We start from the raw sequence: 16,268 nt of genomic DNA on the forward strand, positions 1-16,268 counted from the left end.
GCGCCTTCTTCCGCGGGGCAAGCGAACAGGCTCGCTAGCCGGCCTCCCGCTCCTCGCTCGGGTAGACGCCGCGCAACACCTCCTCGAAATGCATCTTCACCGCGTCGTTGCACAGGCAAGCGCGCAGCTTCAGGCCGTCGCGGTTGAGAACCAGGATCGATCCGCGCCGCGTGTCGAGAATCCGCTCCGCCTTGAACGATTGCAGCACGCGGCTCGCGTAGGATCGGCCAACGCCGAGCAGCGTCGCAAGCTGTTCGTGGGTCAGGGGCACGCTGCTCTCGTCGCCGGTCCGCTCCATCGCCGCCAGGATCCATTTGGCGGTTCGCTGCTCGATCGAGTGGATGGCGTTGCAGGCGGTTGACTGGAAGATCTGCGCCAGCATGCAATCGGCGTAGCGGGCGAAGATGTTGCGCAGCGACGCCGAGCGCAGCTTGGCGGCCTCCAGCTTGGCGACATGAACACGCGCAAACGGTCCGCCGAATTTCACGCAGATCCGGGTGTAGGCCGGCAGGAAGCCCTCGCTGACGATGCCGCCCACCGCGCCTTCGCGGCCGACCAGGATGGTCTCGACGTCGCGGCCGTCCTCATTGGGGACGAGAAAGGTCGCGAGCGCCGGCCCGCAGGGGAAGTGGACGACCTGGACGTCGTCACCGGGACTGTAGAGCAACTGCCCGGCGGCGGCGTCCTCGACGGCGACGTGCGGTGCCAGCAACGCATAATCCGCGTGACTCAGGCGCCGTAACAGATTGTTGGCCGGCCGGCTTTCGACGTCGGTTGTTTTGCCGATACGCGCATCCATCGTGAACTCCCCATCCTCCTTCCCACCTTAGCGAGTTCCGTCCATCCTTTGTGTGCACAAGTGGACAGACTGGAGAACGGCGATGTGGTGGGTTTCGTTCCGGGAACCCTCCGATGCGCTGTGCGCAGGCATCGTGGCGCGGCAGTCCTGATCCCGCAAAACCCCCACATCGAAGATTTGATCATGACATCCGCACCTACCGATGGCTCGGGCCGGCCCGCCAACGTCTTGATCGTCGAGGACGATCCGATCATTGCGATTGATTTCGAGGACCGGCTGCTCGGCTTTGGGGTGACCAGCGTGCGGACCGTCGGGTCGGTGACCCAGGCGCTCGACGCCATCGCACTAACTGCGCCCGACTTCGCCCTGCTCGACGTCGAGCTGATCCGTGAGACCAGCTTTGCGGTGGCCGAGCGGCTGGCCGCGTTGAAGATCCCCTTCGCCTTCGTCACCGGCTATGGCGCCGAGGCGCGCATCCCGGCCGAATTCGCCGGCCAGCCCCGGTTGCAGAAGCCCTGCTCGAGCGATGCACTGGAGGCGGCGTTGGGTACGCGCGGGACCTGACGTCTCACTTGCCGGAGCGGATGCAGAGCGCGGCGAGGTCGTCTTCGACGCCGCGGAAATACGTATGTGGAAGCGGTGGCGGTGACGTGATCTTGCTGATCGCGGCTCGCTGGGCGAACGCAGCTTGCTCCGACAATTCCAGGAATCGCTTCAGCGCGGACGATTTGGACTTCGCGACGAATTGCTCCAGCGCGTCCTCGGTCGCTTCGATCGGATTGCGATCGAGCAATTCCTTGTTGCCGGTCGCAACAGGCGAGACCGCCCCGAGCTTGATCCCGCTGATCAAGACGTAGCGGTCGAAATGCTCGAAGACCAGATCGAGGAGCTTGGCCTGTCGCATCGGCTGCTCGATTGCGAGAAATCGTTTGACGTCTGCATTGCGTTCGAGGCGGTCCCGCTCGGCAGCGCCGGGAAATGGATTGGCGGCGTTTTGCCGATCGATGAGGGCGCCCGTGCTCTCGAACATGCGCGTGCCCCATGAAAGGATGATGTCGCGGCCGCGCGGCTCGAGCTGATCGGCCGCAAGCCCCTTCTCTGCCAGGCATGCGGGATCGGCGCTGGTGCGTAACGCCTTGCCGAGCTCGACGGTCAACGCCTTGCCATAAGGCGATGCGAAGGCATCGCGCACCAGCGCAGCCTTGTCCTGGCTCTGCGCCCATGTTGGGGACGCCGCGCTCAGCAGGAGTGCGGTGACGATGGTTCGACGGCTGAACAGCACGGATCAACTCGAAAATGGCTTGGACGGCATCAATCCCGTGAAAATGCACGGGCCTGCAATGGTCGTCCGGGCCGGCCGGATGGTTCATCGCCATCCGGCTCCAAGTCGGCCTCAGGCGCGCTTCGGATCGAGCGTGGTCGACCACAGCGCGACGTCGGCGCGGTCGCGCAAGGTCACGATCATCTGGCCGGTGGCGCCATCGATCCTGACGTGACCGAAGAACTGCATGCCGGCGGAGGGCGGCAGGTTCTGGTTGTCCTTGCCCGGCGCCTTGACGAAGCGCACCTCGGGTCCAAAGGTGTTGTCGAGCGCGGCTGGACCGAACGTACCCGCATGCAGCGGACCCGCGACGAATTCCCAGAACGGCTCGAACTCCTGGAATTGCGCCTTGTTCGGATCGTAATAATGCGCGGCGGCGTAGTGCACGTCCGCCGTCAGCCACACCGTGTTGCTGATTGGCGCCGTCTTGATGAAGCGCAGGATGTCGGCGATCTCGAACTCACGGCCGCGCACCGGGCCGTCGCCTTGCGCGAAGGCTTCCGAGCCGGCCGTGTCTGACACGATGAGACTAAGTGGCATGTCCGAGGCGATCACCTTCCAGGTCGCGCGCGAATTGAGCAGGCCGCGCTTGAGCCAGGCGATCTGGTCCGGGCCGAGGAAGTGGCTCGCCGGACCGTAGGCGGTTTCGAGGTTGGGGCCGTTCGGGCCGCGATAGCTGCGCTCGTCGAGCATGAACACGTCCAGATGCGGGCCGTAGGAGATCTGGCGATAGACCCGGCCGGGCTCGTTGATGCTCTCGCGCAGCGGATACATCTCGTGGAAGGCGCGGGCGCCGCGCGCGGCGAGCAGCGCGATGTCGCGCTCCTTGTAGGCCGCGGGCAGCTCCTTCGAGCGCGACCAATTGTTGGTCACCTCGTGGTCGTCCCACTGCACGAAGATCGGAACATCGGCATTGAAGGCACGGACATTGTCGTCGGTGAGATTGTATTTGTGCGCGCCGCGATACTCGTCCAGCGTTTCGGCGACCTTGGCCTTCTCGGGGATGGTGACGTTCCTCCAGATCTTGCCGTCGGCGAGCTTCACCTCGGATGTAATGGGGACGTCCGCGTAGATGGTGTCGCCCGAATGCAGGAAGAAATCCGGTCGGTGCTTACGCATGGTAGCGAAGGTGACCATGCCGCCGTCGTCCGGGTTGATGCCCCAGCCCTGGCCGGCGACGTCGCCGCCCCAGACGAAGCTGACGTCGCGGCGGTCGGCCGGAGCGGTGCGGAAACGGCCGGCGACGGCCTCGCCCTCGATCGCGCTGTGCGAGAGGTCGCGGAAGCGGATGCGATAGAAGATGTCCTGGCCGCCCGGCAGGTTCTCCAGCAGCATCTTCGCGGTGAAATCGCTCTCGGGGAGCGCCGTGATCGGCGGCAGCGCACGGGCATCCCTGAACGCATCCGTCGTCGCCACCTCGACCAGCATCTGCGCGGGCCGGTCCGTGCGCGCCCACACCATGCCGCCATCGGCCGTGACGTCACCCGACTGGACGCCATGCGTGACCGCCGGCCGATCAGCCGCGCGCGACAGATAGGGCATCGCGATGGTGCCGAGCACACCGGCGCCGGTGGCAAGGAAGCGGCGGCGGGAGAATGTGAGTTTCATGAAGGTTGGCTCCGACCCTGAGCTTGCAGAAAGGCCCGTCATTCCTGGGCGCGCGTAACGCGGGCCCCGAATCCATGTCTCCTCGCGAATGCGGCGCGATGGATTCCGGGTTCGATGCTTCGCAACGCCCGGGCATGACGGTGGGAGCTATAGTGAGCCAATGTGACGCAGCGATTACGCGCGCCCGCGCCTAGGCGTTGCCCGCGGCCCTGAACTGCGCGGTTGCGCGTTGCAGGTTTTGCGGCAGGCTGAACAGCACCGCCTTGCGGTCGGCGACGGCGGCGTGGAACTGATCCAGCGCGATGTTGAAGGCCGTCAGCGAGCCTTCCTCGATCGCGCCGTGATCGAAGCAGCGCAGCGTATCGCGGAGAATCCCGTCGGCCTCGGCCTGCATCTGATCGAGCTCCTCGGTCGTCTCGCTCTTGCGCGCGGCGGCGATCATGTCGAGCAGCCGTTCGCGCAGATGGCTGTTGTTGTCGCGCTCGTCCTTCTTCAGATAGCCGGCGAACCAGGCGCCGATCGAGCCCATGGCCGAGAGCGCCATCAAGCCCCACCAGATGTAATCGCTGTATTTGTCGAGGAAGGTCTTCTCTTCGCCGTCGACGAAAGCGGCGGCGCCGGGATGAACCGGGATCACCGCATCCTTGTCGGTATCGGGCGTCTCGATCTTCGCCGCGAGCGGGAATTCCGTCACCAATTGCTGGCGCACGGCGAACAGCTGGCGCGTGAACGCCGCGATGGTGGTCTCGGATACGCCTTTGCGCGCCACGACGTGGTGCGAGAAGCTGATGGTCTTGACCTCGTCCTCGGGGCGCGCAGGCGAGCCGCCATAGGTGCCGGCCGGAATTTCGGACGCTTCGTAGATCGGGTGGTTCTGCGCAATCGCATCCGCCGAATCGATCGCGATGAAGCTGGGCGCGCCGAAATCCTTGGTGGAGGCGGCGATCGCGTCCGACGTGATCTTGCTGTTGACGGGGCCGGCCGCGAGATAGACGTCGGCCTTCTGGCCCTTGATCGCCTCGGCAACTTCGTTGGCCGGGAATTGCACGATCTCGACCTTGGCGGGATCGACGCCGTATTGCTGCAAGATCACCTTGAGCAGATTGACGTTGGCCTGGGTGCGGCCGACCACGCCGACGCGATGGCCGGCGAGCTGCGAGATCTTGGTGATCTTGGAGCCCCGCTTCTTGCCCTTGCCCGGGACCGACCACAGCACCACGACGTTCTTGCGCAGGGTCGCAACCGCCTGCGCGTTCTTGGGCACATCGAGGTCGCCGCGCACGATGGCGAGATCGACCTTGCCTTCCGCCAGCGCATTGGCACTGGCCGTAGCGCCGTCTGTCTGGATCGGCCGCAGCCGCACATGGCCCTTGCTCTGCGTGAAGGCCTGCGTCAGCGCCTGCACGACCTTGACGTCGTCGCTGTTGGCGGGACCCACCGCGATCTTCAGCGTCACCGGTCGCATCGCGAAGTAATAGCCGCCGGCGAGCGCGCCGACGACAGCGAGCACGAATGCAAGTGACACCAACGCCGTCTTCCGCGCCGCGGATCGCGGCGAAGGCGGAGGGGGCGCTTCGGCCAGGTCCAATCCCCCGGTCATCGATCTCCCAAACAGGCGCTTCAGGCTCAGTTTCATCTTGGCCGGCGATTTACGCCCGCAATTGTAGCAAATTTCTTGTCCGGCGGGGTTACATCTCCGTCATGGTTAGCGGATGACGGAAATCCCGTATGAACCCGGGCCATATGCACGGTGTTAGGGTAAAGTTCCCCTGAAACACGGAGAGGACCATGGCAGAACGGCTCTCGGCGGAGGCGCGCATTCAGGCGCTGGGCGGACTGGCTGGCTGGAGCGAGGTCCAGGGCCGGGATGCCATCGGGAAAACCTTTATCTTCAAGGATTTCAACGAGGCGTTCGGCTTCATGAGCCGCGTCGCGCTGGCTGCCGAAAAGATGGATCACCATCCCGAATGGCGCAATGTCTACAAGACGGTGGAGGTGGTGCTGTCGACCCACGACGCCGGCGGCGTCACGGCGCTCGACGTGGCGCTGGCCAAGACGATGAACGCGATCGCAGGCTGAGACCGGCCGACGTCTTGCAGGGATCGGTCACATCCCCATCTTGTGATCAGCCGGGGATGCGGCGAGCCGCCGCCTTGGGGCTGAACGGGGAGTTTGTCGAACATGGCTGCCGAACACAGCGTTGGTTTTGAACCGGCCGATCGGCTTGCGGAAGATCGTGAGAGCGTGCGCCGCCGCTTCTGGCGCAAGCTGAAGCGCGTCGCCGGCCATCTGCCGTTCGCCGAAGACCTGCTCGCCGCCTATTACTGCGCGTTCGACCGCCAGACCCCGCGCCACGTCCAGGCCGCGCTGCTCGGCGCGATCGCTTATTTCATCCTGCCGTTCGACTTCGTCGCCGATGTAATGCCGGTTCTCGGCTTCGCCGACGATGCCGCCGTGCTCGCCACCGCCATCCGCATGGTTGCCGGCCACATCACCGATGAGCACCGCGAAGCCGCCCGCGCCGCGCTGAAGCGTGGCGTGGATGAGGGCAACTCCGAGGCGGAAGCAGCGTAGCGGCTGTCGCCGCGCATTCCGCTGTCATTCCCCGCCTTGTGCGCAATTGCGCACTGGAGCGGGGAATCCAGTACGCCGCGGCTTATCGGGGCCAGCCGCGCCGCCTCTGGATACTGGAGCGCCCGGTCAAGCCGGGCGATGACAGTGAGTGTGTGGATGGCATTCGCTCAAGCACCGTCATTGCGAGCGAAGCGAAGCAATCCAGAAATGCAATGACGGCCCTCACTTCCCCGCCTCCGCCCGCGCCTTTTCCGCGTCCCAGGCCTGGAATTGCCTGAACAGCGTCTCCTTGTCGGTGTCGGACACCTTCGCCGCCGCAGGGTTCTGCTTCAGGAAGGCCTCGAAGCGCTGGCGCGTCACCGGCTCCACGCCGTGCTTGTCGAGCCATTGCTGCGCCACCGGCAACCTGTTCCAGCCGGACAGCGGTGCCGCGAGCGAGACCTCTTTCCACTTGGGATGGAAGGGTGGGTTCTGGAGCGTCGGAAATTTGGTGAAGAACGCGTCCACGAACAGCGCGAGCTTGCGATAGCGCTCGGTGTTGGGCGCCCAATTATAGGCCGCGAGCACCGCGGGCACCGCGATGGTGTCCACGCTCTCGCCCTCCTTGATCAGGTTCGGATAGTCCTTCGCCGTTAGCGTCGCGGGCAGATAGTCGCTCTGCAGCGGCTTTGCATAATCGACACGCGCGAGGTGGAAGCGGCCGTCATTGCCGAAGGTCGAGACCGATTTGTACGGCTTGCCGCCGACCACGATGACGGCGTCGACCTCGCCGGCCTTCAGCTTCTCCATCGCGATGCGTTGCTCGACATAGACGAACTTCGCCTTGATGCCGAGGCGTTCGAACACGGTGAGGGCGGTGACGAAGGTGCCGCCATTGGGTAGATCGACGCTCACGGTCTTGCCTTCGAGGTCCTTCAGCGTCGCCACCGATTTCGGCGCGATCACCTGCATCTCCTCGTTGTACAGCTTCGTCACATAGGTGAACTGGCGCTTGATGTCCTTGGCAAAGCCCTTGCGCTCGAGATAGTCGAGCGTGTCGGCGCGCACGATGCCGAGATCGACGCCTTGCAGGAACAGGATATCGGCGACGCTCTGCACCGAGCCGCGGCCGACGATCGGTAGCACGCGGATCTTGTTGCCGTCGTCGAGCACGGAGGCGAGGTCGGCGCCGAACTGCACATAGGTGCCGCCGATCGTGCCTGTGATCAGCGTGACGGTGTTGGCATTCAGTGCCTGCTTGGTCGAGCTCGAGCCGAATTGGAAGATGGCTTTCAAGCTGTCCGAGACCTTGGCTGGATCGTATTCGGTCTGCTCGGCGCGTGCAGTGAAGGCACAGATGGTCATGATGGCGGCAAGCGCCATTCCTAGAGCGTTACGCATGATGTCCCCTGACGAGTTCTAGTTCGAGAGCTGGGCGAGGCGCCGTCGCGCCTCCGCCGATCCGAGGCTTGCGGCGCGCTGGTACCAGTCACGAGCAACCGCCGCGTCGGCGATGACGCTGCGTGCGTCGCTGCTGCCGAGCACTGCGGGATCGTAGGTCTGCGCCAGCAGAAGCGCGGCCGTCGCGTCTTTCGCATGGGCCGCCCGCTCGAGCAGCAGGCGCGCCGCGGCGATGTCGCCGACGCTCATCAGGTTTCTGGCGCGCGTCATCAGTCCTGCCAGTGTGTCGGCGTCGAGGGTCCTGACGGGTTCGGGCGGCACGGGCGCTGTTGCGACCGGCGCTTGCGCTTGAGGTTGGGATTGGGCTTGCAGCGCCACCTGGTAGGCGGTCGCGATCGCTTCGCGGCTTGGCGCGGACGGCACCGGAAGCTCCTGCTTGTCGGCGTTCGCCAGCATCGTGTTGGTGACGCGGGCCGGATCCTTGAGCGGGACCTGCCGTGTCACTTGCAGGTTGCCCGGAGCCACGGCCTGCCCGGCGGGCGCGTCCGACGGGCCGCCGGCGACGAGATTGCGCAGGTCGGATTGAAACAGCGCCGCGAGAATCGCAGCGCCTGAGATCGCCAGCCCGGTCGCGAGGAGGCGCGGGACGATCCCGGATCTGGCACGCAGCTCGCGCGGCACATATTCCCTTGGATCCGGCGCTCCCAGCGGATCGGACAGGAACAGAGGCATTGGATCGTCCGAAAGCTCGGCCCGTGCAGCGCGCGCACGGATGTAGGACGTGGTGGACTGAAGTGATGCTGATCGATCGGAGTCGAACGCCCGCGACTCCCCGGACGGACGGTATGCCGTCGTCTCCATGGTGATGCTCCCCATTACCGACTACGCAGGGGCATTCCCGGGTTCAGTCTTTTTGTTGTTGTCCAGAAGCGCCCCGCAAACTGGAACCGGTAAATCGCCGTCCGATTCAGCCCAAAAAGCGACGGCGGTTTGCGCGAATCTGGAGATATTTGGGTTTGATTGGGGCGACGAAGCGGAATGCACCGCAATTTCGGCGGCGACGGTTGAGGGGGATTTATTGCATGGGTGAAGGCAGCGACGCTGACTTCGCGCTGGGCGTCATTCCCCGCCTTGTGCGCAATTGCGCTCTTGGGCGGGGAATCCAGTACGCCGCGGCGTCTCGGCTAAATCACTGCTTTCTCTGGAATACTGGATCGCCCGGCCGAGCCGGGCGACGACAATTGAGTCTGCTGAAACGGCGTTGCGATGACATCGCAATCACGGGTGCAGGATGACCTTGCCCATGGCCTGGCGTCCTGCCAGCACCTTCAGTGCGTCCGCCGTCTGGGCCAGCGGGAAGGTGCGATCGACATGCGATGAAATCTTTCCTTCCGCCGTCCACTTCACCAGCTTCTCGAGATTGGCGCGGTTCTTCTCCGGATTCTGCCGGGTCCATGCGCCCCAGAACACGCCGCGGATGTCGCAGCCCTTCAAGAGCGCGAGGTTCAGAGGCATCTTCGGAATGTCGCCGGCGGCAAAGCCGATGACGAGGAAGCGGCCCTCCCAGGCGATCGAGCGCAGCGCCTGTTCGGCATAGGCACCGCCCACGGGGTCGAAGATGATGTCGACGCCCTTGCCGCCGGTGAGCTTGCGCAAGCCCTCCTTCAAATCCTCCTTGGCGTAGTTCAGCGTCAGCTCGGCGCCATGCGCCTTGGCGAATTCGAGCTTCTCGTCCGACGAGGCGCAAGCAATCACCTTCAACCCCATCAGCTTGCCAAGCTCGCAGGCAGCTAAGCCGGTGCCGCCGGCCGCACCCAGCACAGCGAGCGTCTCGCCGGGCTTGGGGCTTGCGCGATCCTCCAGCGCATGCAGCGCGGTGCCGTAGATGATGATGATGCCGGCCGCTCGGTCATAGTCCAGATTGTCGGGGATCTTCACGATCGACGCTGCCGGCAGTGCGATCTTCTCGCGCGCGCCGTTGTGACCGCAGGAGGCGACGACGCGGTCGCCGACCTTGAGGTCGGTCACGCCGGGGCCGATGCTCTCGATCACGCCGGCGACTTCCGCGGCTGGCGAGAACGGGAACGGCGGCTTGATCTGGTACTTGCCCTGAATCATCAGGATGTCGAAGAAGTTCAGCGCCGCCGCCTTGATCGCGATCACGGCTTCGCCGGGACCCGCCACGGGATCCGGCACGTCGGCGAGCACGAGATCGTCGGGCTGGCAATATTGCGAGCAGAGGATGGCTTTCATGGCGGCACCTGAAGCGTTTCGAGTGGAATTATAGTTGGCCCGATTTTGCCGGATTTAGGCACGGGCGACAATCCGGATTCTTTGCCCAAAGCGATGCACAGGCCTATCCTTGCGTCATTGCGAGTGCAGCGAAGCAATCCAGAGTCCGCGCCGCGGAAATAGTCTGGATCACTTCCTGCGCTCGCAATGACGCGGCGTGGAGAAACAGCGAGGATTCAAACGATGTTTGAAACAGGCCTGCTCAAGCACAAGCGTATCCTCGTCACCGGCGGCGGCTCGGGCCTTGGCGCCGCGATGGGACGCTGTTTCCTCGCGCTCGGGGCAGAGCTCGTGATTTGCGGTCGCAAGCTCGACCGTCTTGAAGCAACCGCGAGCGACATGCGCAAGGAGACCGGCGGCAAGGTCACGACCATCGTCTGTGATATTCGCGATGGCGTTGCCGTCGAGACCATGATGGATGCGATCTGGCGCGAGGCACCGCTCGACATCCTCGTCAACAACGCGGCCGCGACGTTCATTGCACAGAGCGAGCACCTGTCGTTCCGCGCGGCCGATGCGATCCTGGCGCCGACATTACATGGCGCGATGTACTGCACGCTCGCTGCCGGCAGGCGCTGGATCGAGGATGGGCGCGGCGGCGTCGTGCTCTCGATTCTCTCGACCTCGACCATCACCGGCCGCGCCTTCACCGTGCCGTCGGCGATGGCGAAATCGGCGCTGTTGGCGATGACCAAAAGTCTCGCGGTGGAATGGGGACCGAAGGGCATCCGCACCGTCGCCATCGCGCCGGGTCCGTTCCCGACCGCGGGTGCGTCGGGGCAGCTCCGCCCCGAAGGCCGTGATGAGGGCTGGACCGCGCGCAATCCGCTCGGCCGGACCGGCGAGCATGGCGAGCTTGCCGACCTCGCCAGCTTCCTGGTCTCGGACCGTGCGGCATACATCAATGGCGAGATGGTCGTCATCGACGGTGGCGCGCATTTGCGCAGTTCCGGCGCTGAGGATTTGCTCGGCTGGACCGAGACGCAATGGGCCGATCAGCGCGCCGCGCGATCCAAGACTTAAGCCGGCGCTGATACCGCTAACTGCCTTCCCAAATTGGACTTTCCCGGCTATCCCTGCCACGGGGACAAAGCGCGGCCGAGCCATCTTCCAGTCACAATATTGAGGGAACCACTCCAGCATGTGGCGGGTGCTGATTTTAGCTTTGATGACTGGCGTTGTGGCCGGGGGAATCGCTGTTTCTGCGCAGGCGCAGACGGCACAACCGGCGCCGAAGGCGACGCCAAAGCCGGCGGCAAATACGGCTGCAAAATCGGCTGCAAAGCCGGAGAGCAAACCGACGGCTCCACCCGCGGCAGTTGCGGGCGGGGCGGAGCCGACCCTGATCGGCCAGTTCGGCACCTGGGGCGCCTATTCGGCGATGCCCAACGGCAAGAAAGTTTGCTTCGCGCTGGCCAAGCCCTCCTCGTCGAAGACCAACCCGCCGAACAGGCCGCGCGATCCCGCCTATGCCTTCGTCTCGACCCGGCCGGCCGAGAAGGTGAACAACGAAGTCTCGGTGATGATCGGCTATGCGCTGAAGCCGGGCTCTGAATCCTCGGTCGAGGTCGGCGGCGCTGCCTTTGCGATGTACACGCAGGGTGACGGGCTCTGGATCAAGAACGCGGCCGAGGAAGAGCGGATGGTGGAAGCCATGCGCAAATCCGCCGATCTCGTGGTCAAGGGCGTCTCGGCCAAGGGCACGGAGACGACCGACACCTTCTCGCTGAAGGGGCTCGCCCAGGCGCTCGACAAGATTGCCCAGGATTGCCGGCGGTAAGGCTAAGTAATAGCCACGGTCGCAATCGGTGGATCCGGTTGCTATATAGGGCCGGTTCCAAGTTTTCCGTCATTCCGGGATGGTCCGAAGGACCAGACCCGGAATCTCGAGGTTCCGGGTTCGATGCTGCGCATCGCCCCGGAACGACAAGATAATCAGGTCCATTCAATGCAACCGACGACCGAGCCGCGCGACGCAATCCTGGTGGAGAAGACTCCGCTCGAAACCTATGTGCCGCCGGCCAAGCCGTCGCTGATCGGCCTGTCGCGCACTGAGCTGGCCGACCGCCTCGGTGAGATCGGCGTCGCGCCTGCGCAGCGCAAGATGCGGGTGCAGCAGCTCTGGCACTGGCTCTACTTCCGCGGCGCCCAGAGCTTCGACGACATGACCTCGATCTCGAAGGGTATTCGCGCCGAGCTTGCGCAGCACTTCACCGTTGACCGTCCCGAAGTCGTCGCCGAGCAGATCTCCAACGACGGCACTCGCAAATGGCTATTGCGCCTGCCGAGCGGCGACAACCTTCAGAAGGCGCATGAAGTCGAGTGCGTCTACATCCCCGAGACCGATCGCGGCACGCTCTGCGTCTCCTCGCAAGTCGGCTGCACGCTGAACTGTTCTTTCTGCCACACCGGCACGCAGCGCCTGGTGCGCAACCTCACCGCCGGCGAGATCGTGGGCCAGATCATGGTCGCTCGCGATCGCCTGAACGATTGGGCCGATCGCGAGGACGGCACGCGCCGCGTCACCAACATCGTGATGATGGGCATGGGCGAGCCGCTCTACAATTTCGACGCGGTGCGCGATGCGCTTCTGATCGTCGGCGACAACGAAGGCATCGGCATCTCCCGCCGCCGCATCACGCTGTCGACCTCGGGCGTGGTGCCGAACATCGTCCGCGCCGGCGAAGAGATCGGCGTCATGCTCGCGATCTCGCTGCACGCCGTGCGCGACGAATTGCGCAACGAGCTGGTGCCGCTCAACCGCAAATATCCGATCAAGGAGCTCTTGCAGGCCTGCCGCGACTATCCCGGCGCCTCCAACGCGCGCCGCATCACCTTCGAATATGTGATGCTCAAGGGCGTCAACGATTCGCTCGACGATGCAAAGCTGCTGGTGAAGCTGCTCAAGGGCATTCACGCCAAGATCAACCTGATCCCGTTCAATCCCTGGCCCGGCACGGCCTATGAGTGCTCGGATTGGGACCAGATCGAAAAGTTCTCCGAATACATCTTCAACGCCGGCTATTCCTCGCCGGTGCGCACACCGCGCGGCCGCGACATCCTCGCCGCCTGCGGTCAGTTGAAGTCGGAGACCGAAAAGCTCAGCGCCCGCGAACGCCAGGCGCTGCGCGCCATGGCGATGACGGATTGAGGATGCATGCCCTTGCTCTCGCATCCCCGTCATTGCGAGGAGCGTAGCGACGAAGCAATCCAGACTGCCTCCGCGGGCGCATCTCTGGATTGCTTCGTCGCGGAGCCTGTCATCCGGCCCGCCGGAGGCGGGACCGGGTGGCTCGCAATGACGATGGGGGCGGCGCCATGTCCCTGATCGGCCGCCTCATCGTCATCTTCATCGGCTTCCTCGCCGCCTGCTTCGTCGGCGGCATGATCGTCGTCGCCGCGCTGCTGTTTCCGGAGTTCGCCGATCTTGGCGCAGGTCCCGTCGACCAGGGGACCATCGACATCCTGCTCGGATTCGGCTTCATCTTCGTCTCGGGCTTCGCGTTGGTGCCGGCGGCGGTGATTGTCGCGATCACCGAAGCGCTCTACATCCGCAGCGCGCTCGCTTATGCCGTCGGCGGCGGCCTTGTCGGGCTGGCCTGCTATCTCGGCCTCGTTCCCTTCCATTCCGACACGCTGCAATTCGAGGGCATCGTGCGACGTCACCTGGAGATCATGACCGGTGCGGGGATTGCTGCCGGCGTCGTCTACTGGCTGATCGCCGGTCGCAATGCCGGCGCATGGCGCATCCCGCCGCCGCCACGCGAGCCGCCTCCGCCACTGCCTTCGAATTCAAGGCCGGATGCGCGATAGGTCGCGCCGCTTCCGGGGTTTTCATCCCCGTCCCACTCCGCTAAACCGCGCGCCATGAACCGTACCGGACTCTTCATCGCCCTGGCGCTGTGGCTCGTGATCGGCGTCATTTTCGGCCTCTATCCCGAGCTCGATCTCAAGCTGGCGTCGCTGTTCTTCGACCCGGAGACGAAGACGTTTCCGCTCAAGCTGAACGACTGGGCCGGCTTTGCGCGCGATGCCGCGATGTGGGTCGCCTGGGCCTTCGTGCTGCCGTCGCTCGTGGCGCTCGTGGTCAAGATGATCAGGCCCGACCGTCCCCTGATGGTGTCGGGGCGCGCGATTGTGTTCCTGCTGGCCACGATCATCCTGTCGGCCGGCATCCTGACCAACCTCACCTTCAAGACCTATTGGGGCCGGCCGCGCCCGGTGGTGGTGACGCAGTTTGCCGGCGACCAGCAATTCGTGCCGTGGTGGGATCCGCGCGGCGGCTGCGCACGCAACTGCTCGTTCTTCTCGGGCGAGGGCGCGACCGCGTTCTGGACCCTGGCACCTGCAGCATTGGCGCCGCCGGCGTGGCGGCCGCTCGCCTATGCCGGAGCAGTCATCTTTGGAGCCGTGACCAGCGGGCTGCGCATGGCCTTCGGCGGGCACTTCTTTACCGACGTGTCGATTGCCGGCCTCGTCACCTTCGTGGTGATCTGGTTCGCCTACGCGCTGATTTACCGCTGGCCGCGAACGCGGCTTTCGGACGATGCGGTCGATGCCGCCCTGACCCGGCTGAACATGCCCGCCTACCGGCTCCGCCAGCGCCTGTTCGGCCGCAAGACGGGTGCCGAGTCCTCGGTTTGAGCCATTAAATGCGTGCCGAGGCGCGCGAAATTTGATATTCGCCGCCCTCGAGCCACGAACGACATCAGCCACTTGAGACCGATTGGACGCGCCATGACCACGATCCTGAAGAGCCTGCCCAAGGGTGAGAAAGTCGGCATCGCTTTTTCGGGCGGCCTCGACACCTCTGCGGCGCTGCTCTGGATGAAGCAGAAGGGCGCGCGCTGCTACGCCTACACCGCCAATCTCGGCCAGCCCGATGAGGCCGACTACAACGAGATCCCGCGCAAGGCGATGGAGTTCGGCGCCGAGAAGGCGCGCCTCGTCGATTGCCGCACCCAGCTCGTCCACGAAGGCATCGCCGCGATCCAGTCCGGCGCCTTCCACATCTCGACCGGCGGCATCACCTATTTCAACACCACACCGCTCGGGCGCGCGGTGACCGGCACGATGCTGGTCGCGGCGATGAAGGAAGACGGCGTCAACATCTGGGGCGACGGCTCGACCTTCAAGGGCAACGACATCGAGCGCTTCTATCGCTACGGGCTGCTCACCAATCCCGGCCTGAAGATCTACAAGCCCTGGCTCGACCAGCAGTTCATCGACGAGCTCGGCGGCCGCGCCGAGATGTCGGCGTTCATGACCGCCCAGGGCTTCGCCTACAAGATGAGCGCCGAGAAGGCGTATTCGACCGACAGCAATCTGCTCGGCGCCACGCACGAGGCCAAGGATCTCGAAAGCCTCGACAGCGGCATCAAGATCGTCAACCCGATCATGGGCGTGCCGTTCTGGCGCGACGACTGCGCCGTCAAGGCCGAGAAGGTCGTGGTGCGCTTCGAGGAAGGCCAGCCGACCGCGCTCAACGGTCAGACCTTCTCCGATCCCGTCGCGTTGTTCCTCGAAGCCAACGCCATCGGCGGCCGTCACGGCCTCGGCATGAGCGACCAGATCGAGAACCGCATCATCGAGGCCAAGAGCCGCGGCATCTACGAAGCGCCGGGCATGGCGCTGCTGCACATCGCCTATGAGCGCCTCGTCACCGGCATCCACAACGAGGACACCATCGAGCAATACCGCATCAGCGGCATGCGCCTCGGCCGCCTGCTCTATCAGGGCCGCTGGTTCGACTCGCAGGCGTTGATGCTGCGCGAGACCGCGCAGCGCTGGGTCGCCCGCGCCGTCACCGGTGAGGTCGCGCTCGAGCTGCGCCGCGGCAACGATTATTCGATCTTGAACACGGAAAGCCCCAACCTCACCTATGCGCCGGAAAGGCTCAGCATGGAGAAGGTCGAGGACGCCGCCTTCACGCCGGCCGATCGCATCGGCCAGCTCACCATGCGCAATCTCGACATCGCCGACACGCGGACGAAGCTCGGTCTCTATTCCAAGACCGGCCTGCTCTCGGGCAGCGAAGGCTCGCAGATTTTCCGGCTTGAGAGCGACAAGGGCTGATGCCGTAACTCTCGTAGCGCTCGGTCGCGTAGGGTGGGCAAAGCGACTTGTGTAGCTCGAAGAGCGAAGGCGGAAGCGTGCCCGCGATCTTTGCATGACGGAGGGCGATGGTGGCACGGCGCTACGCGCTTTTGCCCACCCTACGGGGCCGGGACATGTCGCAACATCGCAAGTCACAACCGAAAACGAAAATGGCCGGGATCGCTCCCGGCCATTTGC

The 16,268-nt window shown here is 64.7% G+C and carries 16 protein-coding genes; 9 read left to right on the forward strand and 7 right to left on the reverse strand.

The annotated features are described in order from the left end of the window. Nucleotides 1–34: 34 nt before the first annotated feature. A complete protein-coding gene (locus CO669_RS15060; protein WP_097660578.1) occupies nt 35–799 on the reverse strand; it encodes a Crp/Fnr family transcriptional regulator in 765 nt (254 codons plus the stop codon). A gap of 183 nt (nt 800–982) precedes the next feature. On the opposite strand from CO669_RS15060, the gene CO669_RS15065 reads away from it, so the two are divergent. Continuing rightward, nucleotides 983–1,363 (forward strand): response regulator, encoded by a 381-nt coding sequence (locus CO669_RS15065; RefSeq protein ID WP_097660579.1) that lies wholly within the window; start codon nt 983–985, stop codon nt 1,361–1,363. Between the two features lie 4 nt (nt 1,364–1,367). Here the strand turns inward: CO669_RS15065 and CO669_RS15070 are convergent, their stop codons facing one another. The 3 genes from CO669_RS15070 to CO669_RS15080 all read right to left on the reverse strand — a co-directional run bounded on the left by CO669_RS15070 (nt 1,368) and on the right by CO669_RS15080 (nt 5,364). Next, a complete protein-coding gene (locus CO669_RS15070) occupies nt 1,368–2,081 on the reverse strand; it encodes a hypothetical protein (RefSeq protein WP_097660580.1) in 714 nt (237 codons plus the stop codon). A 111-nt stretch (nt 2,082–2,192) separates the two neighbouring features. After that, nucleotides 2,193–3,728, reverse strand: a complete 1,536-nt coding sequence (locus tag CO669_RS15075; RefSeq protein WP_198964026.1) for an alkaline phosphatase D family protein — start codon at nt 3,726–3,728, stop codon at nt 2,193–2,195. 190 nt (nt 3,729–3,918) lie between these two features. After that, the gene (locus tag CO669_RS15080) at nt 3,919–5,364 is read right to left on the reverse strand and encodes a TAXI family TRAP transporter solute-binding subunit (protein ID WP_097660582.1); all 1,446 of its coding nucleotides are present in this window, start codon (nt 5,362–5,364) and stop codon (nt 3,919–3,921) included. Between the two features lie 152 nt (nt 5,365–5,516). Here CO669_RS15080 and CO669_RS15085 point away from each other — a divergent pair, with 152 nt between their 5' ends. Together CO669_RS15085 and CO669_RS15090 are read left to right on the forward strand one after the other, a co-directional pair. Further along, on the forward strand, nt 5,517–5,807 hold the full coding sequence (locus tag CO669_RS15085) for a 4a-hydroxytetrahydrobiopterin dehydratase (RefSeq protein WP_097660583.1): 291 nt from the start codon (nt 5,517–5,519) through the stop codon (nt 5,805–5,807). Nucleotides 5,808–5,909: 102 nt separating this feature from the next. Continuing rightward, a complete protein-coding gene (locus CO669_RS15090) occupies nt 5,910–6,302 on the forward strand; it encodes a YkvA family protein (protein ID WP_097660584.1) in 393 nt (130 codons plus the stop codon). 222 nt (nt 6,303–6,524) lie between these two features. Here CO669_RS15090 and CO669_RS15095 read toward each other — a convergent pair whose 3' ends face one another. The 3 genes from CO669_RS15095 to CO669_RS15105 all read right to left on the reverse strand — a co-directional run bounded on the left by CO669_RS15095 (nt 6,525) and on the right by CO669_RS15105 (nt 9,935). Next, on the reverse strand, nt 6,525–7,682 hold the full coding sequence (locus CO669_RS15095) for a TAXI family TRAP transporter solute-binding subunit (RefSeq protein ID WP_097660585.1): 1,158 nt from the start codon (nt 7,680–7,682) through the stop codon (nt 6,525–6,527). Between the two features lie 18 nt (nt 7,683–7,700). Then, nucleotides 7,701–8,543, reverse strand: a complete 843-nt coding sequence (locus CO669_RS15100; RefSeq protein WP_097660724.1) for a hypothetical protein — start codon at nt 8,541–8,543, stop codon at nt 7,701–7,703. Nucleotides 8,544–8,960: 417 nt separating this feature from the next. Then, complete coding sequence (locus CO669_RS15105) at nt 8,961–9,935, reverse strand: NADPH:quinone oxidoreductase family protein (RefSeq protein WP_097660586.1); 975 nt, start codon at nt 9,933–9,935, stop codon at nt 8,961–8,963. 222 nt (nt 9,936–10,157) lie between these two features. Between CO669_RS15105 and CO669_RS15110 the strand changes: the two genes are divergently transcribed. From CO669_RS15110 to argG, 6 genes are all read left to right on the forward strand, one after another. Beyond that, on the forward strand, nt 10,158–10,997 hold the full coding sequence (locus CO669_RS15110) for an SDR family oxidoreductase (RefSeq protein ID WP_097660587.1): 840 nt from the start codon (nt 10,158–10,160) through the stop codon (nt 10,995–10,997). 118 nt (nt 10,998–11,115) lie between these two features. Then, on the forward strand, nt 11,116–11,754 hold the full coding sequence (locus tag CO669_RS15115) for an invasion associated locus B family protein (RefSeq protein WP_097660588.1): 639 nt from the start codon (nt 11,116–11,118) through the stop codon (nt 11,752–11,754). Nucleotides 11,755–11,922: 168 nt separating this feature from the next. Beyond that, nucleotides 11,923–13,125 carry a dual-specificity RNA methyltransferase RlmN gene (gene rlmN / locus CO669_RS15120; RefSeq protein ID WP_097660589.1) on the forward strand — a complete coding sequence of 401 codons (1,203 nt, stop codon included), beginning with the start codon at nt 11,923–11,925 and terminating at the stop codon, nt 13,123–13,125. Between the two features lie 167 nt (nt 13,126–13,292). Beyond that, nucleotides 13,293–13,787, forward strand: coding sequence for a hypothetical protein (locus CO669_RS15125; protein ID WP_097660590.1), 495 nt, complete (start codon nt 13,293–13,295; stop codon nt 13,785–13,787). Nucleotides 13,788–13,841: 54 nt separating this feature from the next. Continuing rightward, on the forward strand, nt 13,842–14,618 hold the full coding sequence (locus CO669_RS15130) for a phosphatase PAP2 family protein (protein WP_097660591.1): 777 nt from the start codon (nt 13,842–13,844) through the stop codon (nt 14,616–14,618). Between the two features lie 93 nt (nt 14,619–14,711). Beyond that, complete coding sequence (gene argG / locus CO669_RS15135) at nt 14,712–16,049, forward strand: argininosuccinate synthase (RefSeq protein WP_097660592.1); 1,338 nt, start codon at nt 14,712–14,714, stop codon at nt 16,047–16,049. Nucleotides 16,050–16,268 lie beyond the last annotated feature (219 nt).

This window comes from Bradyrhizobium sp. Y36 (genome assembly GCF_002531575.1).
Classification (GTDB): Bacteria; Pseudomonadota; Alphaproteobacteria; order Rhizobiales; family Xanthobacteraceae; genus Bradyrhizobium.